Annotated in this window: 21 protein-coding genes; 13 read left to right on the plus strand and 8 right to left on the minus strand. The window is 68.2% G+C overall.

What is annotated here, in order from left to right; all coding sequences use genetic code 11:
- Nucleotides 1-261 precede the first annotated feature (261 nt).
- The 4 genes from ACFVDO_RS11970 (at nt 262) to ACFVDO_RS11985 (ending at nt 5226) form a co-directional block, all read left to right on the plus strand.
- On the plus strand, nt 262-1935 hold the full coding sequence (locus ACFVDO_RS11970) for an FAD-dependent oxidoreductase (RefSeq protein ID WP_378855659.1): 1674 nt from the start codon (nt 262-264) through the stop codon (nt 1933-1935).
- A complete protein-coding gene (locus ACFVDO_RS11975; RefSeq protein ID WP_378855661.1) occupies nt 1932-2210 on the plus strand; it encodes a metal-sensitive transcriptional regulator in 279 nt (92 codons plus the stop codon). Before ACFVDO_RS11970 ends, ACFVDO_RS11975 begins: the two co-directional genes overlap by 4 nt.
- Before the next feature lie 176 nt (nt 2211-2386).
- A complete protein-coding gene (locus ACFVDO_RS11980) occupies nt 2387-3727 on the plus strand; it encodes a M20/M25/M40 family metallo-hydrolase (RefSeq protein ID WP_378855663.1) in 1341 nt (446 codons plus the stop codon).
- A 41-nt stretch (nt 3728-3768) separates the two neighbouring features.
- Nucleotides 3769-5226 carry an MFS transporter gene (locus tag ACFVDO_RS11985; RefSeq protein ID WP_378855665.1) on the plus strand — a complete coding sequence of 486 codons (1458 nt, stop codon included), beginning with the start codon at nt 3769-3771 and terminating at the stop codon, nt 5224-5226.
- A gap of 16 nt (nt 5227-5242) precedes the next feature.
- On the opposite strand, the gene ACFVDO_RS11990 is transcribed toward ACFVDO_RS11985, so the two are convergent.
- From ACFVDO_RS11990 to ACFVDO_RS12000, 3 genes are all read right to left on the minus strand, one after another.
- Nucleotides 5243-6412, minus strand: a complete 1170-nt coding sequence (locus ACFVDO_RS11990; protein WP_378855667.1) for an RtcB family protein — start codon at nt 6410-6412, stop codon at nt 5243-5245.
- Between the two features lie 265 nt (nt 6413-6677).
- On the minus strand, nt 6678-7085 hold the full coding sequence (locus tag ACFVDO_RS11995) for a VOC family protein (RefSeq protein WP_378855669.1): 408 nt from the start codon (nt 7083-7085) through the stop codon (nt 6678-6680).
- A 25-nt stretch (nt 7086-7110) separates the two neighbouring features.
- Complete coding sequence (locus tag ACFVDO_RS12000; RefSeq protein ID WP_378855671.1) at nt 7111-7518, minus strand: VOC family protein; 408 nt, start codon at nt 7516-7518, stop codon at nt 7111-7113.
- A 50-nt stretch (nt 7519-7568) separates the two neighbouring features.
- Between ACFVDO_RS12000 and ACFVDO_RS12005 the strand changes: the two genes are divergently transcribed.
- Both ACFVDO_RS12005 and ACFVDO_RS12010 read left to right on the plus strand, forming a co-directional pair.
- Complete coding sequence (locus tag ACFVDO_RS12005; protein ID WP_378855792.1) at nt 7569-7982, plus strand: RidA family protein; 414 nt, start codon at nt 7569-7571, stop codon at nt 7980-7982.
- Between the two features lie 3 nt (nt 7983-7985).
- A complete protein-coding gene (locus ACFVDO_RS12010; protein WP_378855673.1) occupies nt 7986-8663 on the plus strand; it encodes an HAD family hydrolase in 678 nt (225 codons plus the stop codon).
- An 18-nt stretch (nt 8664-8681) separates the two neighbouring features.
- Here the strand turns inward: ACFVDO_RS12010 and ACFVDO_RS12015 are convergent, their stop codons facing one another.
- Complete coding sequence (locus ACFVDO_RS12015; protein WP_378855675.1) at nt 8682-9713, minus strand: ABC transporter ATP-binding protein; 1032 nt, start codon at nt 9711-9713, stop codon at nt 8682-8684.
- The gene (locus ACFVDO_RS12020) at nt 9700-10722 is read right to left on the minus strand and encodes an ABC transporter ATP-binding protein (protein ID WP_378855794.1); all 1023 of its coding nucleotides are present in this window, start codon (nt 10720-10722) and stop codon (nt 9700-9702) included. The genes ACFVDO_RS12015 and ACFVDO_RS12020 overlap by 14 nt, the downstream gene beginning before the upstream one ends.
- Before the next feature lie 154 nt (nt 10723-10876).
- On the opposite strand from ACFVDO_RS12020, the gene ACFVDO_RS12025 reads away from it, so the two are divergent.
- Genes ACFVDO_RS12025 through ACFVDO_RS12055 form a run of 7 tightly spaced genes read left to right on the plus strand, consistent with a single transcriptional unit; the run spans nt 10877 to nt 18737 of the window.
- Nucleotides 10877-12085 carry a dipeptidase gene (locus ACFVDO_RS12025; RefSeq protein ID WP_378855677.1) on the plus strand — a complete coding sequence of 403 codons (1209 nt, stop codon included), beginning with the start codon at nt 10877-10879 and terminating at the stop codon, nt 12083-12085.
- Nucleotides 12085-13695: an ABC transporter substrate-binding protein gene (locus ACFVDO_RS12030; RefSeq protein WP_378855679.1), complete on the plus strand. Its 1611-nt coding sequence runs from the start codon at nt 12085-12087 to the stop codon at nt 13693-13695. Before ACFVDO_RS12025 ends, ACFVDO_RS12030 begins: the two co-directional genes overlap by 1 nt.
- A 27-nt stretch (nt 13696-13722) precedes the next feature.
- A complete protein-coding gene (locus ACFVDO_RS12035) occupies nt 13723-14685 on the plus strand; it encodes an ABC transporter permease (RefSeq protein WP_378855681.1) in 963 nt (320 codons plus the stop codon).
- Nucleotides 14682-15575, plus strand: a complete 894-nt coding sequence (locus ACFVDO_RS12040; RefSeq protein WP_378855683.1) for an ABC transporter permease — start codon at nt 14682-14684, stop codon at nt 15573-15575. The genes ACFVDO_RS12035 and ACFVDO_RS12040 overlap by 4 nt, the downstream gene beginning before the upstream one ends.
- A 22-nt stretch (nt 15576-15597) precedes the next feature.
- Nucleotides 15598-16779: a M24 family metallopeptidase gene (locus tag ACFVDO_RS12045; protein WP_378855685.1), complete on the plus strand. Its 1182-nt coding sequence runs from the start codon at nt 15598-15600 to the stop codon at nt 16777-16779.
- A gap of 42 nt (nt 16780-16821) precedes the next feature.
- Nucleotides 16822-17721, plus strand: coding sequence for an alpha/beta fold hydrolase (locus ACFVDO_RS12050; RefSeq protein ID WP_378855687.1), 900 nt, complete (start codon nt 16822-16824; stop codon nt 17719-17721).
- Entirely contained in the window at nt 17718-18737 is a 1020-nt protein-coding gene (locus ACFVDO_RS12055; protein ID WP_378855689.1) for an Lrp/AsnC family transcriptional regulator, read from the plus strand. The genes ACFVDO_RS12050 and ACFVDO_RS12055 overlap by 4 nt, the downstream gene beginning before the upstream one ends.
- A 10-nt stretch (nt 18738-18747) precedes the next feature.
- Here the strand turns inward: ACFVDO_RS12055 and ACFVDO_RS12060 are convergent, their stop codons facing one another.
- The 3 genes from ACFVDO_RS12060 to ACFVDO_RS12070 form a co-directional block, all read right to left on the minus strand.
- The gene (locus ACFVDO_RS12060; protein WP_378855691.1) at nt 18748-19161 is read right to left on the minus strand and encodes a VOC family protein; all 414 of its coding nucleotides are present in this window, start codon (nt 19159-19161) and stop codon (nt 18748-18750) included.
- 83 nt (nt 19162-19244) lie between these two features.
- Nucleotides 19245-19991 carry a 23S ribosomal RNA methyltransferase Erm gene (erm, locus tag ACFVDO_RS12065; RefSeq protein ID WP_378855693.1) on the minus strand — a complete coding sequence of 249 codons (747 nt, stop codon included), beginning with the start codon at nt 19989-19991 and terminating at the stop codon, nt 19245-19247.
- Nucleotides 19992-20205: 214 nt separating this feature from the next.
- A complete protein-coding gene (locus tag ACFVDO_RS12070) occupies nt 20206-21015 on the minus strand; it encodes an alpha/beta fold hydrolase (protein WP_378855695.1) in 810 nt (269 codons plus the stop codon).
- Between the last annotated feature and the right edge of the window lie 16 nt (nt 21016-21031).

Here is a 21031-nt window from a genome sequence, read left to right on the forward strand (position 1 = left end):
GAGGAGCGTCAGCGACGAGACGAAGGACGTTCAGCATACCCCCAGGGGTATGCCTGATACCCTCGGGGGTATCGTAGAGAAGGGCGGCGGACATGTGCCGAGCAGTCACGTGCAAGACGTGTGGAAAGACGACGTGGGCCGGATGCGGTCAGCACGTCGACAACGTGAAGAAGTCCGTGCCGGCATCGCAGTGGTGCTCGGGACACGACGATGAGCCGGCACCGGTCGGCTTCTTCGGGAAGTTCTTCGGAAAGGCCTGACATGCGGGTGATCATCGTGGGCGGAGTCGCGGGCGGGATGTCTGCGGCCACGCGACTGCGGCGACTCGACGAGAGCGCCGAGATCGTCGTCATCGAGCAGGGCGACTACGTCAGCTTCGCCAACTGCGGGCTGCCGTACTACGTCGGCGGCGTCATCCCCGACAGGCAGTCCCTGCTGCTGCAGACGCCGGAGTCGCTTCGCGCGCGCTTCGACCTGGACGTGCGCACCGGGACCGAGGTCGTATCGATCGACCGCGACGCTCAGACGATCGAGGTGCGCGACGTGCGCACCGGTGCGGTCTCGAGCGAGGCCTACGACCACCTGATCATCGCCACCGGCGCTGCGCCGGCGAGCACCTTCGAGGCGGCGGCCGGTGGCCCCGCTGTCGCGACCCTGCGCACGATCGACGACGTCGATCGGATCACGGCGGTGCTCGACGCGCTGCCCGCTGGAGCATCCGGTTCGGCCGTCGTCGCCGGTGGCGGATTCATCGGCCTCGAGGCGGTCGACAACCTGGTGCGCCGAGGACTCGACGTGACGCTGGTGCAGCACGGCGCGCACCCGCTCAGCCCGCTCGACCCCGAGATGGCCGCGGTCGTCGTCGACGAGCTGCGCGCGCACGGCGTCGACCTTCGCACCCGCACCACGGTGCAGAGCATCGACGCCGACGGTGTTCATCTCGACGACGGCAGCACGATCGCCGCCGATCTCGTCATCGACGCCAGGGGCGTCCGCCCCGCGGCATCCCTGCTCGCGGCCGCCGGACTCGCGCCGGGCGCCACCGGCGGCATCCCCGTGGACGGGCACCAGCGCACCGCCGACGCGCGGATCCTCGCCGTCGGCGACGCCGCCGAGAAACTCGACGCCGTCTCCGGCGAGCCGACGCTCGTCACTATGGCGGGTCTCGCCAACAGGCACGGCCGCATCGCGGCCGACGTGATCGCCGCCGAGGAGGGACTCTTCGACCGGATGCCGGACGAGAGCGAGTCCGCAGCCGGCGTCGCCATCATCGGCGTCTTCGACCTCGCCGTCGCGATGGTGGGCTGGAGCGAGCGCCGCCTGATCGACGCAGGGCGCTCGCACCGCGTCATCCACGCGCACCCGACCGACCACGCGGGGTACTACCCGGGTGCGGAGCGCCTGACCATGAAGCTGCTCGTTGACCCGTGCACCGACCTCATCCTCGGTGCGCAGGTGATCGGACGCCGTGGTGCCGACCGCCGCATCGACGTGATCGCCACCGCCATGCAGGCGGGGCTGACCGCCTCGCAGCTGAGCCGCCTCGAGCTCGCCTACGCTCCGCAGTACGGCTCGGCGAAGGACCCGGTGAACATGCTCGGCTACATCGCCGACAACAACGCCACGGGGCTGACTCACTCGATCCAGTGGCACGAGCTGTACGAGGCGCTGGCATCCGGCGCGACCCTGATCGACGTGCGCTCCGCGTCCGAGAACGAGGCCGGCTCGATCCCCGGCAGCGTGCACATCCCGGTCGACGAGCTGCGCACCGCCGACCTGCCGGAGGGCGACCTGATCGTGCACTGCCAGGTCGGCCAGCGCGGCCACACCGCGGCCCGGCTGCTCGCGCAGCGCGGCCGCCACGTGCGCAACCTCGACGGCGGCTACCTCACGTGGCGCGCCGGCGTGCAGATGACGACGAAGGAGTTCGCATGACCGCCATGGACCCCACCGACGCCGACCTGAAGTCGGCCCTGAACCGGCTCAAGCGGGCGCGAGGACAGCTGACGGGCGTCATCGACGCGATGGAATCCGGGGCCGAGTGCCGCGACGTCGTCATCCAGCTCGCCGCGGTCGGCAAAGCGATCGACCGCGCCGGCTTCGCCGTCATCAGCACCGCCCTGCGCACCTGCGTGACGGACGCCGCGGACGCCGGCGAGGATGCCCCGGACCTGGCCGAACTGGAGAAGCTCTTCCTGACTCTGGCGTGAGGCGCGCCCTTCGTCACTTCGTCTCGCTCCGCTCGCTCAGTACGGCGCTCGCTTCGCTCGCTCAGGACCCGGGTGCGAACCCACCCCGGTTCCCACCCCGGCTCCCACCCCGGCTCCTGAGCGAGGAGCGCCAGCGACGAGACGAAGGACGCCTGCCTCAGAAGTACGATGGCCAGATGCCCGAAGTCCCGCCCCGTCCCGGCATCGCCGAGCGTCTCTCCCGGATGATCCAGCTGCCGACCGTGTCGGCCGAGCTCGACCGCCGCGGTGCTGAGCCCTTCGAGGCCTTCGTCGCCCTGCTGGCCGAGCTGTACCCGCTCACGCACGAGCACCTGACCCTGGAGCGCCACACCGAGTTCGGCCTGCTGTTCCACTGGAAAGGTCGCGCCGAGGCATCCGATGGTCCGCTGGTGCTGATGGCGCATTACGACGTCGTACCCGTCGACGAGAGCGATCCGTGGACGTACCCGCCCTTCGAGGGACGGATCTCGGGCGGCTCGGTGTACGGACGTGGTGCGCTCGACGACAAGGGCCCGCTGATCGTCGTGATCGAGGCCGTCGAGAATCTGCTCGCCTCAGGCTTCGCGCCTGCCCGCGACGTGTATCTGTCCTTCGGCGGCAACGAGGAGACCTACGGAACCGCGGCGCAGGCCATCGCCGCCGCCTTCCAGGAGCGGGGGATCGTGCCGTGGCTGGTGGTCGACGAGGGCGGCGCCGTCGTCGACGCGCCGCTGCCGTTCGTGCCGGGCAGCGCCGCGATGATCGGCGTCGGCGAGAAGGGCATCGCCACGATCGAGCTGTCCGCCCGCGGCGATGGCGGACACGCCTCCACCCCGCCGCCGGTCACGGCCGTGCGCCGGGTCGCCCGCGCCGTCGACAGGCTGGGCCCGTCGACCTTCCGAGCGCGCACGCCGAAGGCGGTGAGCCGGATGCTGGGCCAGCTGTCCGGCTCCGCGAAGGGCCCGGCCCGGCTCCTGCTGCGCGCCCTCGCCGCCGCACCGTGGCTCAACGCCCGGGTCTTCGCCGCGCTCGGCGGTGAGCCCGCCGCTCTGGTGCGCACCACGGTCGCCGCCACCATGCAGTCCGGAGGCACCGCGGCCAACGTGATCCCCTCGCAGGCATCCGCCATCCTCAACCTGCGCATCGCGCTCGGCGAGACCACCACGCCGGCGGCAGAGCGCGTGCGCCGGCGGGTGGGCGACAAGCTGGTCTCGGTGCGCCTCGTCGACGCGAGCGAGCCGTCGCCCGAGTCGCGCACCGACACCCCGGCATTCGGCCTGCTCGAGCAGGCGCTCGCGGTCTCGCATCCGGGCATCCCTGCCGTCCCGTACGTGATGATGGCGGCGACCGACTCGCGGCACTTCCACCGGTTCTCGCCCTCCGTGTTCCGGTTCGCGCCACTGGAGATGTCGAGTGCGCAGCGCGCGGCGATCCACGGCGTCGACGAGAGCGTCGAGGTCGCGGCGCTCGAGCGCGGGGAGCGATTCCACCGTGCGCTCATCGAGGGGTTACAGTAGAGCGCCCTACCCGAGGGCACGTACCTTTTCGAGGAGGCGCGATGTCGCGCACCAAGACTCTCGGCGCGCTTGCGACCGTGGTCGGCTTCCTGGCTTTCGTCGAGTTCACCAGCGGTGTCATCCAGGGCTATTACACGCCGATGCTGTCGGACATCGCCCGGCACCTGGGCATCCACGACGCCGACGTGAACTGGCTCGAGGGCGCGCAGCTGATGCTGTCCGCCCTCGTCGTCCCCGCGTTCGCGAAGCTCGGCGACATGGTGGGCCACAAGCGGATGCTGCTGATCTCAACCGCCCTCACCGCCGCGGCCGCCCTCGTGCTGCCCTTCACCGACTCTTTCGTCGTGTTCCTCGCGGGCTGGGCGCTGATGGGGTTCTACACGGTGTGGCTGCCTCTCGAGATCGCGCTGATCTGGTCGCGCTCGCGGCGGATGGATGCCCGTTCCGGGATCACCGCCCGCGCCGCGGGCCTGCTCGTCGCGGCGCTGGAGACCGGCGCGATCATCGGCGCCCTGGTCGGCGGTGCGCTCGTCGACGCACTGCCCCTCATGGTGGTGCTGCTCGTGCCGGCACTGATGGTGGTGCTGTGCTTCTTCGTGATCCTGTTCGGGGTGAAGGAATCGCCCGAGCCGACCGGCGGAATCTTCGACACCGTCGGCCTGGTGCTGATCTCGCTCGCGCTGGTGGCGTTCACCGGCGGACTCGGCCTGCTGCGCCTCGAGGGCGGTCTGGTGAACCCGTGGTCGTGGGCCGTCGTGCTGCTCGGTCTGATGCTGGTGGTGCCGTTCGTGCTCTGGGAGCTGCGGCATGACGACCCGATCATCGACGTGCGGATGTTCCGCTCCCCGGCGCTCGGGCCGGTCTTCCTCACCGCCGGCCTGTTCGGAGTCAGCGTGCTCGGCGCACAGGCGCCGCTGTCGACCTTCGCCCGCACCGACCCGTCGGTGTACGGCTACGGGCTGGGCACGACCGGCTTCGCGACCTCGCTGCTGATCGGGGTGTACCTGATCGCGATGATCGTCGGTGCACTGCTGTTCCCGGTGATCGCGCGACGGCTGACGCCGCGCGTCACGCTGATCGGCGCCTCGGTGCTGGTGGGCGTCGGATTTCTGCTGTTCCTGCCGCTGCACGCGACCTACATGCAGGTGGTCACGAACATGGTCGTGGTGGGCCTCGGGTCCGGTGCCCTCGTCGCCGCGCTGCCCGCCGCCGCGGCATCCGCGGCTCCGGCGACCCAGACCGGCGTCGCGACGGGCCTGACGAACTCGGTGAAGACCGTCGGCGGCGCGATCGCGTCGTGCGTGTTCGGCATCGCGCTGCTGCACGGGGTATCCGGCGCGGCGGTGGAGGGCACCGCCGGATCCTTCGCCGGCTACGTGACGGTGTGGGTGGTGTGCGGTGCGACGGCGCTCGCCGCGGCGGTGATCCTCTGCTTCGTGCCGAAGCAGGCCTTCACCGACCGCGCCGAGGCCGAGGCATCCGAGCCCGTCCTGAACTGACGGGCCCGGATGCCGCTCAGTCGCCCTTCACGTTGACGAGCTGCCGCAGCGTGTGCCGGATCCGCACCAGGCTCGCGGCATCCGCCATCACCGTGTCGATCGGCTTGTAGGCCTGCGGGATCTCATCGATGAAGGCGTCCGTGTCGCGGAACTCGATGCCGGTCATCGCCTCTCTGAGCTGCTCGTGCGTGAACGTGCGCCGCGCCGCCGACCGGGAGTACTCCCGGCCCGCGCCGTGCGGTGAGGAGTTCAGCGACTGCGGGTCGCCGAGCCCCTCCACCACGTACGAGGCGGTGCCCATGGAGCCGGGGATCAGGCCCGGCCGCCCGGCGTCGGCCTGGATGGCGCCCTTCCGGGACACCCAGACCTGCTTGCCGTAGTGCTTCTCCGACTCGGTGAAGTTGTGGTGGCAGTTGATCCGCTCCTGCTCGTCCACCGAGGCGCCGATGAACTCCGACACCTGCCGAACGACCCGATCCATCATCTCCTCCCGGTTCAGCAGCGCGAACCGCTGCGCCCACCGCAGCTCCCGGATGTACCGGGTGAACTCGGGCGTGCCCTCGACCAGGTAGGCCAGGTCGGGGTCGGGCAGGTCGATCCACCACTGCTTCGCCAGCCGCTGAGCGACGGCGATGTGATGGGCGGCGATCCTGTTTCCGACGCCCCGCGAGCCGGAGTGCAGGAACAGCCAGATCCGGCCGAGCTCGTCGGTCGAGACCTCGATGAAGTGGTTGCCCGAGCCGAGCGTGCCCAGCTGCAGCCGCCAGTTGCCCGCGTAGGACTCGGGGTCGAAGCCGTTCTTCTCGGCGAGGCTCTCCAGCTCCGCGATCCGCGGCTCGGCGGTGGCGACGACCTTGCCGTTGTACCGGCCTGCCGAGAGCGGGATGGCGCGCTCGATGGCCTCCCGCAGCGGGGCGAGGTCGCGCTGGGTGAGCTCGCTCTCTGTGAACTGCGTGCGGACGGCGATCATGCCGCAGCCGATGTCGACGCCGACGGCGGCGGGGATGATCGCGCCGAGGGTCGGGATCACCGATCCGACGGTCGCCCCCTTGCCGAGGTGCGCATCCGGCATCAGCGCCAGGTGCGGGTGGATGAACGGCATGCGCGCCGTGGTCTTCGCCTGCTCGAGCGTCTTCTCGTCGATCAGCGAAGCCCACGACAGCAGCCGTGCGGAGAGCCTCTCCATGATTCCTTTCTTTCTGTGCGGTGTTCAGCCACAGGTCACGGGAAGGTCATGAAAAAGCCCCGGACCTGACGGTGCGGGGCGGGGAACAGCGGATGCTGTCACACGGCGCGCGCCGGAGGGTACGACTCGTAGCGGTCATTGCGCTTCTGCGGGAAGGCAGGGACCGTGGGAAGGGCGCGCAGTGCGTTCATTCCGTCGTCTCCTCGGCTGGATGCTGCGCCGGTCGGCACAGCTTTGCAACAGTAGGGGATCGGATGCCGGGTGGTCAAGACTCGCGCGGCGGGTTGTGCATGAACTCGATGCGGATGCCGCTGTCGTCCTCGACGAACGACGCGTAATAGCGGTCGTTGAACCGGGGGAAGAGCTTCGGCTCCCGCACGACGCTCCAGCCGGCGTCGACGGCGACCCGGTGCATCCGCTCGACCTCCTCGCGGGAGTCGACGGCGAAGGCGAGATGCTGCCAGCCCGGTCGCCCGTGCAGATGCGGGTCGGCGTCGTCGGCATCACGAGGTCCGAACACGATGATCTCGGTCTCGTCGTCCTTGCACCAGGCGGCGGACTGCTTGATCTGCCCCTCGTACTCGAAGCCGAGGGCGGTGAGGACGGCATCGAACTGGGCGATGCCGCGGGGGAGGTCGACGACGGTCACGCCGAGGTGATCGAGAACAGGCATGCGCGACAGTCTGCCGTAGCGCCGGTCAGCCCTCAGGCGTGTCGCGCGGCGGGTTGTGCATGAACTCGAAGCGGATGCCGTTGTCGTCCTCGACGAACGACGCGTAGTACCGCTCGGTGAACCGGGGGTACTCCTTGGGGTCGCGCACCGCCGTCCACCCGGCATCCGTCGCAACCCGGTGCAGCCGGTCGACCTCGTCGCGCGAGCCGACCTCGAACGCCATGTGCTGCCAGCCGACGCGGCCGTGCACGTGCTGCCCCTCTTCGCGCGCCGGGTACAGCAGGATCTCGGGCTCATCCGTCTGCCGCCAGTAGGCGTGGTCGGGTGCGTTGTAGGCCCGCGTGTAGCCGAGCGCGGTCAGCACCGGGTCGAGCTGGTCGGATGCCTGCGGCACGTCCGCCACGGACAGGCCGAGATGATCGAAGGTCGCCATGCCCCCAGTCTTGCGGATGCCGCCGACATCGTCGAGCACGGCAGACTGGGATCATGACCGCCGTCTCGCTCATCCGCGCCGCCGCGCTGTCCGACGTCGCCCAGTACGCCTACGCCGCGACAGCGCCGAAGGACGCGCGACTGATCTTCCTCGCCGGCGCCTGCCCGCTGAACGTTGATGGGACCACTGCCGCGGTCGGCGACTACGCGGGGCAGGCCACCGCATGCATCGACACGATGAAAGGGGCTCTGGCGGCTGCCGGCGCCGGCATCACCGATGTGATCAGCACTCGGGTGCTCGTCGCCTCGACGCGCCGGGAGGATCTCGGTGCGGTCTGGGAGGTGGTCCGCGACGTCTTCGGCGACCACGACGTGCCGAGCACACTGCTGGGCGTCACCGTACTCGGCTACGAGGATCAGCTCGTCGAGATCGAAGCCGTCGCCGCCGTCATGGACGAGAGCTGACGGATGCTCTCCCATCTCGCGCTGCGCGCGGCGATCTTCGACCTCGACGGCACCCTGCTCGACCATCGCACGGCGCAGAACGCCGCCGTCGTCGCGTTCGCCGCCGAACTCGGCATCGTCGACGCCCGCGTCGTCGCGCGCTGGGAGGAGATCGCCGACCGGCACTACCGGCGATATCAACTTCGGGAGATCGGCTTCGAGGACCAGCGGCGCGAACGGGTGCGAGAGTTCCTCGACAGAGATCTGACGGACGGTGAGGCGTCCGAGATCTTCGCCGCGTACGGCACCAGATATGTGGCCGGACTGCAGCGGTTCGACGATGCCGTGCCCTCCCTGATCCGCGCGAGAGAGGCGGGGCTGATCGTGGCGCTGCTCACCAACGGCGACCATGCGCAGCAGCATGGGAAGATCGATCGCTTCGGGCTCCGTCCGCACCTCGATGTGATCGTGTGCTCCTCCGAGCTGCCGGCAGGCAAACCCGACCGGCGCGCCTACGACGCAGCACTGGAACGGATCGGTGTCGTGGCATCCGAGGCCGTGATGATCGGCGACTCCCTCGAGGCCGACGTCCGCGGCGCGCTCGCCGCGGGGCCGCACGCCGTGCACCTCGCACGCGACGGAGAGCGGATGCCCGATGTCACCGGCATCCGCTCCCTCGACGAACTCGTGTTCGCGGGCTGATACGCTCCCTCGAACCCGTCAGGCCCGCGCGCCGGAGAGGGCGATCTCTTCGGCGAGATGACAGGCCACCTCTCGCGCGGTGATCGGCTCACCCGGTACGCGCAGTTCGGGCAGCTTCGTGGCGCACTCGTCACGCGCGAACGCGCAGCGCGGATGGAAACGGCAGCCGGAGGGCGGGTTCAGCGGCGACGGCGGTTCGCCGGTGAGGAGATCTCGCCTGGAGAGTTTGCCTCGCTCTGCACGCGTGTGCGGCGGCACAGCCGAGAGCAGCGCGCGCGTATAGGGGTGCGACGGGTACTCGTAGATGTCCTCGGTGGCGCCGGTCTCGGCGATACGCCCGAGGTACATCACCGCGACCCGATCGGCGAGATGCTGCACGACCGACAGATCATGGGCGATGAAGACCATCGCTACGCCGAGACGGTCGCGGATGCCGGCGAGGAGGTTAACCACCTGTGCCTGCACTGACACGTCGAGCGCCGACACGGGTTCATCGCAGATCAGCACGTCCGGATCGAGCACGAGGGACCGGGCGATACCGATGCGCTGACGCTGGCCGCCGGAGAACTGGTGGGGGTAACGGCCCATCATCGATGCTGACAGCCCGACCAGGTCGAGCATCTCGGCAGTGCGGTCGCGACGCGACACGGACGAACCCCGATGAGTCGAAGCCATCGGCTCGGCGATGATCTCTCCGACGGTCATTCGCGGGTTCAGCGAGGTGTAGGGGTCCTGGAAGATCATCTGCACACCACGGCGCAGGTGGCGGCGGTCACGGTGTCGGCCTCGCGTGACGTCCTGGCCGCGATAGACCAGGGTGCCGCCGTCAGGCGTCTCCAGCCCGACCAGCATCCGGGCGAGCGTCGACTTGCCGCAGCCCGATTCTCCGACGACGCCTAGCACTTCGCCCGAGCGCAGACTGAGATCGACGCCGGCGACTGCCGACACCTTCGTCGGACGCAACCGGCTGCCGGTGCTGAAGGTGCGGGTCAGGCTCCGGGCTTCGAGCACGATCTCGGCGGGATCGCGAGTGAATTCAGACGACGGCATGGAGCAGCTCCTCACTGCGGAAGCAGGCCGCGACCCGACCGGAGCCGACGTCGACGAGCGGGGGACGAGCATCGCGGCAATCGTCGATCGCCATGTGACAACGCGGCGCGAAGGGGCATCCGGCGGGGATCGACGCAGGGGTGGGCGGGGAACCGGGGATTGCGAACAGCGGCTCGCCCCGATTGCCCCCTTGGGGGATCGAGCGCAACAGTGCCTGGGTGTATGGGTGAGCGGGCTCGGTGAGCACGGCGTCGGCATCACCCGCCTCCACGACGCGGCCGGAGTACATCACGGCGACGCGGTCGGCGACTTCCATCACGACGCCGAGGTCGTGCGTGATCAGCAGCAATCCCATGCCCAGTTCACGGCGCAGCCCGTCGAGAAGATCGAGGATCTGCGCCTGCACGGTGACATCCAGTGCCGTGGTGGGCTCGTCCGCGATCAGCAGTTTCGGATCGAGGGCGATCGCCATGGCGATGAGGATGCGCTGCCGCATCCCCCCGGAGAACTGATGAGGGTAGTCATCGACACGCTTCGAGGCTGAGGGGATGCCGACCAGGGCGAGGAGCTCGACGGCGCGGGCCCGGGTGGCTGATCGCGACATGCTGCGGTGGGCACGAATCAGATCACCGATCTGGTCTCCGATGCTGAGCACCGGATTGAGCGCCGAGAGCGCGTCCTGCAGGACGAGGCTCATCGACTCGCCGCGAAGGCGCCGACGCTGTTCCGGCGTGCATGCGAGAAGATCGTCTGAGGCCAGAGTGAGGCGGTCCGCCCCGACCACGGCATCCTCCTGCAGGCCCATGATGGCCCTCGCCGTGACGGACTTACCCGAGCCCGATTCGCCGAGCAGTGCGACGACCTCGCCGCTGCGCACCTGAAGATCAACGCGATGCACGATCTGCATCGCGTCCTTACCCGCACCGATCGCCACATGCAGATTCTCGACGTCGAGAACGATCTCGGCGGGATCTGCCGCGGGCGCAGGTTTGTGTGCATCACTGCTCATAGGCCAACTCTGCATCAACCACCCACAGAACGCAAGATTTATGCCGAATCTTCTCATCAGAGTTGACAAATGCGCCGAATTGCTCGAGATTCGTTGTGTCCACGGCCGACGATGCGGGACGGACCCCATCAGCGCGGACGGCAAGGAGTGTTACGTGATCGAACCAGCAGAGCGGTACACCGGCTACACCGCCTACGACTACCTCGAAGCCGGCAAGGACTTCCGCGAGTTCCGCTACGCGAAGCAGCTCGGTCGGGTCCCCGCATACCAGGGACTGCAACTCACCGGGGAGCAGACCGAGCGCACCGAGCGCCTGCTCCGTGAGGAGACCGTGATCTCGCTGCACGAGCACGTGCAGGTGTTCCCCGAGGACATGGGCGAGCTTCGTGACCACATCCGGCAGGGCCGCGAACCCACCGCATACGAGGGCCTCTCGCGCTCTGGACTGACCGCCGTCTTCGACAACGGCATGGACGGCACCTGCTGCATCTCGTCCGACGCCGGATGGAAGTACCAGGACGTGCTCTTCGACCTCGGCGTCCGAATGGCCGACATGGCCCACCAGGACTTCGTCGTCAAGGCGGAGTCGATCAAGGACATCCGGCACGCCGCGGAGACCGGGCGCATCGCGCACATCTTCGCGCTCGAGGCGGCGACCATGATCGAGAACGAAGTCGACAGGCTCGACGTCCTGTACGGCTTCGGCGTTCGCCAGATGGGCATCGCCTACTCCGAGGCGAACACGCTCGGCAGCGGACTGAAGGAGCGCGGCGACGGCGGCCTCACCTACTTCGGCGAGCGGGCCGTCGAGCGGATGAACAAGCTCGGTATCGCGATCGACATCTCGCACTCCGGCGACCGCACCTGCGTCGATGTCATCAAGCACTCGAAGGTCCCGGTGTTCATCACACACGCCGGCGCCCGCGGGCTCTGGCCCACGAATCGGATGAAGACCGACGAGACGATCATCGAGTGCGCCAAGCGCGGAGGCGTCATCGGCATCGAGGCGGCCCCGCACACCACGCTGTCGCCGGCGCACCCGCAGCACTCGCTGGACTCGGTCATGGACCACTTCCAGTACTGCGTCGACCTGGTCGGCATCGACCACGTGAGCTTCGGCCCCGACACGTTGTTCGGAGACCACGTGGGCCTGCACGACGCGTTCGCGTCCAACCTGTCCATCGGGCAGGCGCACGGACACGTCGACTACGAGAAGCAGCCGTACGTCGACGGGGTGGAGAACCCCGCCGAGGCCTTCTACAACATCATCGGCTGGCTGGTGAAGAACGACTACTCCGACGACGAGATCCGCAAGGTCGTCGGGGGCAACACGATGCGGGTCCTCGAGGAGGTATGGGTCTGATGAAGAGAAGCGCAGTGGCGGCCGCCCTGGTCGCGGCCGCCCTGGCGCTGTCGGCGTGTGCGCCTTCAGCGCCGCCCGAGCCGAGCGGCACGGGCACGGGTCCGACGGACAAGACTCTGTCCATCGGGACGACGAGCGACGTCGTCAACTTCAACCCGGTGCTCGGCAACAGTCGCACCGATTCGTGGGTCACCAATCTGATGTACCCGCACCTGTTGTCGATCGCCGACGACGGCTCGAAGGAGCCGTTCCTCGCGGAGAAGTGGGGCTACGTCGACGACACGACCGGCTACTACGAGATCAAGTCCGGTCTGAAGTGGAGTGACGGCAAGCCGCTCACTGCAGAGGACGTCGCCTGGACGCTCAACGAGGTCAAGAAGGATCAGGCGCCCGGCACCTTCTACGGCCAACTCGGCAACCTCGACGTCGCGACCGCCGTGTCCGACACCAGGGTCGAGATGAAGCTGCTGAAGCCCGACGCCTCCATCGTGGAGGAGATCGGCTTCTGGGGCGTCGTCGTGCCGAAGCATGTGTTCGAGCCGCAGGGTTCGATCGCCACCTTCGCCAATGACGGCAAGGACGGCGGATGGGTGGGCCTGGGCCCGTTCGTCATGACCGACTTCCAGGTCGGCCAGCACTACACACTCAAGCGCGTCGACGACTATCCGTTCGTCAAGGGCGGTGTGCCGGGCCCGGCCAAGGTCGTCTACCGCGTATACCCCGACGTCAACACCGAGATCCTCGCGCTGCAGAGCGGAGAGATCGACGTCATCGCCAATGCGCTGCCCCCGGCCCAGGTCGACAAGCTGAAGTCCACTGATGGGCTGCAGGTCATCGAGGCGGCGGGGCTCGGCTACGCCCACATGGTCTACAACATGGACAACGCCGATCTGAAGAAGACCGAGGTGCGACAGGCTCTCGCGCACGCGGTGGACTACGACGCCATCCGCAGCGTGGTGCTGCAGGGCCAGGCGGTCTCGACCCAGTCGAGCGCGCTCATGCCGGTGCTCAAGGACTACTTCGACAAGAGCATCAAGGAATACGCCTACGACCCCGAGAAGGCGCGCACGCTGATGGAGAAGGCGGGCTACACCGCCGACGCATCGGGGAAGTTCCCGGTGAAGTTCACCCTCATCTACTCGCTGCAGGACGCTGTGACCAGCCAATGGGCGCAGATGGTGAAGGACGGCGCAGCCAAGGCCGGCATCACCGTCGATCTCAAGGGCGCCGAACGCAACACGTACCTGTCCATGACCAACGAGGGGGCCTACGACATCTACGCCGGCAACTTCGCGATCATGGACGACCCCGCGACGAACTTCTCGCTGTCGTACCTCCCCGGAGGCGCGATCAATTACACGCACGTCGACGATCCTAAACTCAACGCCCTCATCGAGAAGGGCATGGTCACCTTCGACAAGAAGGAGCGGATCGACGTCATGCAGGAGGCGAACAGGATCGTGCACGACGACGTCTACGACAACGTCATGTACACGCAGAACCTGTTCTTCGCCGCCAGCGACAAGTGGACGGGCTTCGTCTCGAAGCCCAGCGAGCTGCTGTCGATCGTCAACCCGGTCTCCATCGCGTCGGCCACGCCGGCCGGCTGACCGGAACAACACAGGAAGGTCGCCCGGGTGTCCCGCTTCTCCTTCATCCTCGGCAGGCTCGCACGAGGAGTGCTGACGATCTGGTTCGCCGTGACCGTCACGTTCCTCCTGCTGCGCATCCTGCCGGGCGATCCCGCGACGGCTCTCGCGAGCCCGAACATGACGCCGGAGATCCGGGCGACCATCCTCGATCAGTACGGGCTGGATCAGCCGTTGATCGTCCAGTACGGGCTGTACATGTGGCAGCTCCTGCAGGGCAATCTCGGCATCTCGTTCACTCAGTCCATCCCAGTGACCGACGTGCTGATGCAGCGGCTCCCGTGGACGCTGCTGCTCACGCTTACCGCACTGGCGATGACCATCATCATCGGCATCCCCCTCGGCGTCGCCGCCGCGGCGCGCAAGGGGACGATCGTGGACAGGTCGGTGCAGATCATCGGCGTCACCGGCCAGTCGCTGTTCGTGCCCAGCGTCGCGGTGTTCCTGTTGTTCGTTTTCGGCCTGATGCTCGGCTGGTTCCCGATCGGCGGCGCCTACGACAACGACGCCTACGGCTGGGACTGGTACGCCAGCGTCGCCAGGCACCTCGTGCTGCCGGCCGCATCGCTGATGCTCGTGCAGGTCGGCTCCTACGTGCTCACCATGCGCTCGACCCTCATCGACGCGCTCGGTGAGGACTACGTCACTCTCGCACAGGCGAACGGCCTGCCGTACCGCCGCATCCTGTGGAAGCACTCGTTGCGAAACGCTCTCCTGCCCACGACCACCCTGATCGGCCTGCAGTTAGGCTTCCTGGTCGGCGGCGCCGTGCTCACCGAGACGGTGTTCGCGTATCCGGGCATCGGGCGCGGCATCTACGACGCGGTCACCCAGCTCGACTTCCCTGTGCTGCAGGGCGCCTTCCTCATGCTCGCCCTGACAGTGGTCGTGGCGAACACCGCCACCGACATCGTGTACGGATACCTCGACCCCCGGGTGAAGACCTCATGACCGAAGCACTGGTGAACTCGATCGCGACGGCCGAACCGGTCGCCACCGAGAAGTCCCGCGCCTCCGCGCAGACTTGGCGCGCGTTCCGCAGAGATCCCCTGGGGATGATCTCCCTCGTCTGCCTGCTCCTGCTCGTGGTCATCTCGGTGGCGGCGCCCCTGATCGCCCCGTATCCGGCCAGTTACGGGCCGGACGTGCTCAAGCCGCCGAGTTCCGACCACTGGTTCGGGACGGACAGCCTGGGGCGCGACGTGTTCGACGAAGTCATCTGGGGTACGCAGCAGAGCGTGCTCGTCGCCGTCGCCGCATCGGTGATCGCTATCGCCTTCGGAACGCTCGTCGCCGTGCTGGGCGCCTACTTCCGCAGGTTCGACGGCTTCATCAGCGTGATCGTCGACATGACCCTGTCGCTGCCGGTGCTGCCGCTGATGATCCTCATCGCGGCGCTGGCCGGGCCCAGCACGTCCACCATCATCCTTGTCGTCGCTGCATTCTCGTGGCCCGAGGTCACCCGTCTGGTGCGCTCACAGGCCCTCACCGTCGTGAACCTGCCCTACGTCGACGCCTCCCGTCTGATGACGACCTCCCCGTGGTGGATCGTCAGCAGGCACGTGCTGCCCGCGGTGACCCCGGTCGTGGTCGTCTCGGTGGTGGTCACCGCCTCACGCGCCGTGCTCTCCGCCGCGGGGCTGGCCTTCCTCGGGCTGGGAGACCCGACCACCTGGTCCTGGGGACGCATCCTCTACGAAGCCCAGCAGGCGGGTGCGATGTCCAGCGCGTGGTGGCTCACCCTCTTCCCATCGATCGCGATCCTCGTCCTGGTGCTCTCGGCGACGCTGCTCTCGATCGCGTACAACGACGCGAGGAATCCTCGCAGCCGCAAGCGATGACGACCAGGAACGGAGTGACAGGATGACCGCATTCTCGCAGCGCCTCCAGGAGGCCTTCTTCGACGGCCCGCAGAAGCGGGTGACGGAGCGGATGATCGAAGCCGGGTTCGACGCGATCCTCACCGATCACCCCGAGGACATCGCCTATCTGACCGGCTTCTTCCACCATCCCTCGGAGCGCCCCGTGGCCGTGTGGATCGACGGCGAGGGGCGCACGATCATGCTGCTGCCCGAGCTGGAGCGCGAGTATGCGACCGCCCAGAACGCGCGCGCCGAGCTTGTCGCCTTCCCGGAGTTCCCCGGTGTGGTCGCCCCCTTTTCCTTCCTCGCCGATGTGGTCGGGCGCGGTCCCCGCAGGATCGGCTTCACGACGATGATGACCGCCGAGCGGCTCCTCGCCGCGCAGGCCGTGTTCGGCGACGCCTCGTGGGAGCCGACCGAACTGGTCACCCGGGCGCGATACGTGAAGTTCCCCGAGGAAGTCGAGCTGCACCGCGAAGCCGCCCGGATCACCGATCGAATGCTGGGGTCGGCAGTCGCGTTGATCCGCCAAGCGGTCTCCTCCGGCGGCAAGCTTCCTTCGGAGGCCGAGTTGGCCTCGCATGTCGCGGCGGTCGGTACCGGGATGATGTATGCCGAGCACCGCAATGTGGTGGTCTCGTCCTTCCAGGCGGGAGGTCTGGTGTACACCGGAGACAACTCCTCCTATCCGCATGGGCTGCCTTCCGAACGGCGACTCGCACCGGGGGACACGTTCATGCTGTCGTTGGGCTGCGCGGTCGGCGGCCGGTTCGTCGAGGGGGAACGCACCTTCGTGCTCGGGGAGCCGAGCGGAATGCAGCGCGCCTTCCACGACGCGGTCCGGCGAGCGCAGGAGGTCGGTGGTCGCGCGATCCGCGCGGGCGCGGAATGCCGCGAGTCGAATCGGATCTGCCTGGACGTGATCAGGGCCGCCGGATTCGGCGAGCACCTCCGGCATCGCCAGGGTCACGGGATCGGCCTCGGAATGCATGAGCCGCCGTGGCTGGAGGACGGCGATACGACCGTGCTGGAAGCCGGGATGATCGTCTCCAACGAGCCGGGCATCTACATCCCCGGGCACGCCGGCTACCGCATCAGCGACAGCATGCTCGTGACGGCGAACGGTGCGGAGGCCCTCACGTCGTATCCGCGAGGGCTCGATGACTGCACGATCGCGCTCTGACGCGAGCGACTCAGCACCAGGAAACAGAAGGGAACACAGAGGATGAGCGGCAACGAGGTGTCACCGGAGTTCGCGGCGGCGACGACGGATGCGCAGTGGGTGGAGATCAACGGCAACCATCTTGCGGTGGAGGTTCTCGGGCCGGAGGGCGCCCCGGTGATCATCACCCATCACGGAGCGCCCGGCCTCGGATCGAGGGCCGAGCCTCGGGCCAGCTTCGGCCGGCTTGCCGACGAGTATCGGGTGGTCGTCTTCGACGCCCGCGGCAGCGGCCAGAGCGAGGGCAGAGGCACGTTCGGCCACGAGCAGTGGGCCGCGGACATCGATGCGCTGCGGGAGTGGATCGGCGCCGAGAAGGTCGCGATCGCCGGTGGTTCCTACGGCGGCTTCATGGCGATGGAGTACGCGCTGCGGTACCCGGATCGGGTCGCCGCCGTCGTTCTTCGCGACACCTCGCCGGACAACGAGAACGCGGGCGCCGCGCGGAAGAACGCTCTGGCCACCGACCGCGTGACGATCGACATGGAGAAGTTCGACCGCATCGACTACGGGCGAGTTCGCGACGACGCGGACCTGAAGGACTGTTGGCGGGAGATCCTGCCGCTCTATGACTTCGTCTACGACCCTGAGGCCGTCGAGCGCAAGGTCGAGGCGACCCCGTACCGCTACGAGGCGCACAACTATGCCTTCTCGGTGAACATGCCGAACTACGACATCAAGGCCCAGCTGCCGTCTCTCGCCGTGCCGACGCTGGTCACGGTGGGCAGGACCGATTGGATCACACCGGTATCGTGTAGCGAGACAATCGCCGAGCTGGTGCCGGATTCCGAACTCGTCGTGTTCGAGCGTTCGGGCCACTCTCCGCAGATCGAAGAGGCAGAGGTGTGGACAAGGACCGTCCGGGAATTCCTGCACAGGGTGTACCCGTCTCCGGTGCGATGACCGCATCCGTTACGGGGCGGGTCGTCGACGAGCTCGACCGCCGGATCATCATCGGCCTGCAGCAGGACGGACGGGCGAGTTGGACCGCGCTGGCCGAGTTCGCCGACGCCTCGGTGTCGACGGTCGCTCGTCGCGGACAGCAGTTGCTCAACGACGGCATCGTGAGGGTCGATGTGCTGCCGACTCTCGGCTACGACGGGTACGTCGAGACCTATCTGATCCGCATCAACTGCACGCCCGGCCGACAGGTCGAGGTCGCCGAGCGGCTCGTGGATTCGCCGCATGTGCGGTTCGTCGCGCTCGTGACCGGCAAGTTCGACATCTTCGCCGAGGTGATCATCTCTGGCGAGTCGGCCGACTACACCCGCGTGCTCACCGGTCTGCAGTCGATCCCCGGCGTCGAGCGTTGGCGGAGCGACCTGCTGCTGCACACGCACAAGGTCAGTTTCGACTGGGGGCGGCAGCTGCTGCCGAAGGAAGAGCGCGATCGCAATGAGCGGGTGCGGATGCCCGCGCCGAACACGTGCGACCCCAGTCATTTCGACGAGACTGATCGGCGCATCATCGCGATCCTCGCGGAGGACGGGCGTGCGTCGTTCTCATCGATCGCGACCTCTCTCGACGTCAACGAATCGAGCGTGCGACGCCGGTACGACCGGATGCGGACGAACGGTTGCCTCACTCCGGGAACGGTGGTCTCGGCTGCTGCGCTCGGAATGAGTGCCGAGACCCTGCTCCTACTGCGGATCCAGCCGTCCCGTCTGACCGCCGTCGCTGAGGAACTCGCCGAGCATGATGCGGTCCGTTTCCTCGCTGCCCCGCTGGATGAGAGCGCGCTCTACTGCGAACTGATCCTGCCGGGCACCGAAGCGCTCCACGAGTACCTCACTCACACCATCGGGCAGCTCGACGGCGTAAAGGGGTGGGCCGCGCATCAGGAGCTGGTGTTCCTCAAGCGCGGCTTCATCGAGACCTCCTGGTGGCGCGGCCAGATGGGCGAGCCGAAACCGGACTGATGCGGGCTGATCACTCCATGGCGTCGACCGAGAGCATCCAGGAGATGCCGTATCGGTCGGTGACCATGCCGAACCGGCCGCCCCACGGCGCGGCCTCGAAGGGTAGATCGACGGTGCCCTCGCCGGTGAGCCCGTCCCAGATCGCCTGTGCCCGGTCGTCGTCCTGGGTGCTGACCGAGACGGAGATGCCCCGCGGCTCCTGGTACTCCATGCCCGTCGGTGTGTCGGAGCCCGCGAGGATCATGCCGTCCTCGGTCGCGAGCCAGGAGTGCATGATCTTGTTCGCGTCGGCCGGGTCCTGCGGCATCTGCGGGAACGACGAGAACTCGACCAGGTCGAGCTTGCCGCCGAGCACAGACTGGTAGAACGTCATCGCTTCGCGGGCGTTGTCGCGGAACGAGAGATACGGATTGAGAACGGCCATGGGATCGCCTTCCGGAAGGGGATGCCGGATGCCCGGCGCCGACCAGTATTCGCCGCCGCCGGGGCATCCGCAAGAGGCATCGCTCAACGTTCACCGAGAACCTGCCACAGCGCCGCCCACTGCTCGGGGGAGAGGTCGCGCGGCAGCGCATCCGGGGCGATCCCCGCGCGACGCACGGCGCCGGCACGACCGCCGCGGGCGCGCACGATCCGCTCCAGGCCGTGCCCGCGCCCGGTGAACACGTCGCGGACGAAGTGCTCGTATCCGCGCTGATCGGATGCCGGTAGCAGCGGTGAGCCGCGACGGGTGATCGACAGGATGCCGCCGTCGACCGAGGGCACGGGGCGGAACCGATGCGCCGGCACCCGGCCGTGCAGCTGAAACGAGTACCACGGCGCGGACTGCGCCGTCATCATGGTCGCCCCGCCGACACCGGCGCGCTTGCGCGCGACCTCCCACTGCGTGAGCAGGACGGCGTGCTGCCAGTCGCGCTGCGACAGCAGCCGACGAAGCAGAGGCGTCGTGATGTGGAACGGGATGTTGCCCACCACGACCGGGCGGTCGAACCTCACACGCAGCGCATCCGCATGCTGCACGTCGAGTTCGGGATGCCGACGGCGCAGCCGGTGCACGCGGTGCTCGTCGATCTCGATCGCGCGCAGGTCGCGGCGGAGCGAGATCAATTCGGTGGTGAGGGCGCCGTCACCGGGTCCGAGCTCGAGGATCGGACCGCGGGTCGCGGCGACGAGGTCGCGGATGCTGCGGAGGGTGGGCGTGTGGACGAGGAAGTTCTGGCCGAGTTCGTGCCGGCCGCCGTGAACGGAACGCATGGATTGCTCCTGAAGAGTCGGAGCACCCGGAAGAGACGCCGATCGGTGACCGGCCCGCGGGATGCGAGAGACCGCGCTTCCGGGTGCGGGAAGGCATCCGGAGACGGCGCGCGATGAATGAGCGTCAGCGCGCCGTCAGGCGCGGCGCTCGCGAATCATCTGCTGGGGCGCGCCGAACTGCGCGCTGATGATCAAAGCTCCCATGCCGACGAGTCTAGGGGGTCGCCAGCATCCGGAGCACCTCGGGCCATGCCGCGGCGCCGAGAGCGGCATCGGCCTCTGGCGTTCCGCCTCGGGCCATGCGGACGCCGCCGGCGGCGGGTGCCTCGCCCGGCAGCAGCAGCCGGTGCCCGGCATCCGGATGCGTCACGACGGTCGTGCGCAGCCGGGCAGCCGCTCGATCGCGTTCGATGCTGCGGGCGAAGTCGACCGACGGCCAGACCTGGTCGTCGCCGCCGGCGATCAGCAGCACGTCGCCGGCGATGTCCTCCACGCGGATACGGGCGGCAGCTGCGTCGTCGGGGAAGCGGAGCAGACTCGAGGCGTACAGCGAACGGAACGACGGCGGCTCGGAGTCCGGCGTCCAGTCCGGATCGAAACCGACGCAGGGCAGGGGAGATCTGTCGTGCGTCCAGTGCGAGGACCATGCACCGTCGGCAGCACCGGCCCAGACGACCGATGAGGGCGCGACGGCGATCACACCATCGACCGAGATCAGGCTCGCCGTCGTCAGCGCGGCTTCGGCTCCGAACGACGTGCCGAAGATCACGACACGATCCGCCTCGGTTCTCAGCAGATCGAGCTGTTCGGCGAACAGCTCGATCGGCACCTCATGCGGAGCCGGTCGCTGACCCTCACCACCGAACCAGCGGATGGCCCTGACGCGTGCGCCGCGCGCGGCGAGCAGCTCGGCGCGCTCGGCCTCGACGCGTCCGCTCGACCCGGCGACGAGCAGCACCGCGGTGCCGGTGGGCACTGCGGGGAAGGCGTCGTGTCTGTCCTGCGGGGCGATCGGATGCGGCACGCCTCCAGCCTAGGCA

Origin of the sequence: Microbacterium sp. NPDC057741, assembly GCF_042798735.1 — a bacterium.
Lineage (GTDB): Bacteria > Actinomycetota > Actinomycetes > Actinomycetales > Microbacteriaceae > Microbacterium.

What these genes read in the sequence shown, in the direction of transcription:
- ACFVDO_RS12055 (WP_378855689.1), top strand. Translation starts at nt 17,718, where the DNA reads ATGACCGCATCCGTTACGGGGCGGGTCGTCGACGAGCTCGACCGCCGG.
- ACFVDO_RS11995 (WP_378855669.1), bottom strand. Translation starts at nt 7,085, where the DNA reads ATGCCTGTTCTCGATCACCTCGGCGTGACCGTCGTCGACCTCCCCCGC.
- ACFVDO_RS11970 (WP_378855659.1), top strand. Translation starts at nt 262, where the DNA reads ATGCGGGTGATCATCGTGGGCGGAGTCGCGGGCGGGATGTCTGCGGCC.
- ACFVDO_RS11975 (WP_378855661.1), top strand. Translation starts at nt 1,932, where the DNA reads ATGACCGCCATGGACCCCACCGACGCCGACCTGAAGTCGGCCCTGAAC.
- ACFVDO_RS12040 (WP_378855683.1), top strand. Translation starts at nt 14,682, where the DNA reads ATGACCGAAGCACTGGTGAACTCGATCGCGACGGCCGAACCGGTCGCC.
- ACFVDO_RS12060 (WP_378855691.1), bottom strand. Translation starts at nt 19,161, where the DNA reads ATGGCCGTTCTCAATCCGTATCTCTCGTTCCGCGACAACGCCCGCGAA.
- erm (WP_378855693.1), bottom strand. Translation starts at nt 19,991, where the DNA reads ATGCGTTCCGTTCACGGCGGCCGGCACGAACTCGGCCAGAACTTCCTC.
- ACFVDO_RS12045 (WP_378855685.1), top strand. Translation starts at nt 15,598, where the DNA reads ATGACCGCATTCTCGCAGCGCCTCCAGGAGGCCTTCTTCGACGGCCCG.
- ACFVDO_RS12030 (WP_378855679.1), top strand. Translation starts at nt 12,085, where the DNA reads ATGAAGAGAAGCGCAGTGGCGGCCGCCCTGGTCGCGGCCGCCCTGGCG.
- ACFVDO_RS12015 (WP_378855675.1), bottom strand. Translation starts at nt 9,713, where the DNA reads ATGCCGTCGTCTGAATTCACTCGCGATCCCGCCGAGATCGTGCTCGAA.
- ACFVDO_RS12010 (WP_378855673.1), top strand. Translation starts at nt 7,986, where the DNA reads ATGCTCTCCCATCTCGCGCTGCGCGCGGCGATCTTCGACCTCGACGGC.
- ACFVDO_RS11980 (WP_378855663.1), top strand. Translation starts at nt 2,387, where the DNA reads ATGCCCGAAGTCCCGCCCCGTCCCGGCATCGCCGAGCGTCTCTCCCGG.
- ACFVDO_RS12050 (WP_378855687.1), top strand. Translation starts at nt 16,822, where the DNA reads ATGAGCGGCAACGAGGTGTCACCGGAGTTCGCGGCGGCGACGACGGAT.
- ACFVDO_RS11990 (WP_378855667.1), bottom strand. Translation starts at nt 6,412, where the DNA reads ATGGAGAGGCTCTCCGCACGGCTGCTGTCGTGGGCTTCGCTGATCGAC.
- ACFVDO_RS12000 (WP_378855671.1), bottom strand. Translation starts at nt 7,518, where the DNA reads ATGGCGACCTTCGATCATCTCGGCCTGTCCGTGGCGGACGTGCCGCAG.
- ACFVDO_RS12020 (WP_378855794.1), bottom strand. Translation starts at nt 10,722, where the DNA reads ATGAGCAGTGATGCACACAAACCTGCGCCCGCGGCAGATCCCGCCGAG.
- ACFVDO_RS11985 (WP_378855665.1), top strand. Translation starts at nt 3,769, where the DNA reads ATGTCGCGCACCAAGACTCTCGGCGCGCTTGCGACCGTGGTCGGCTTC.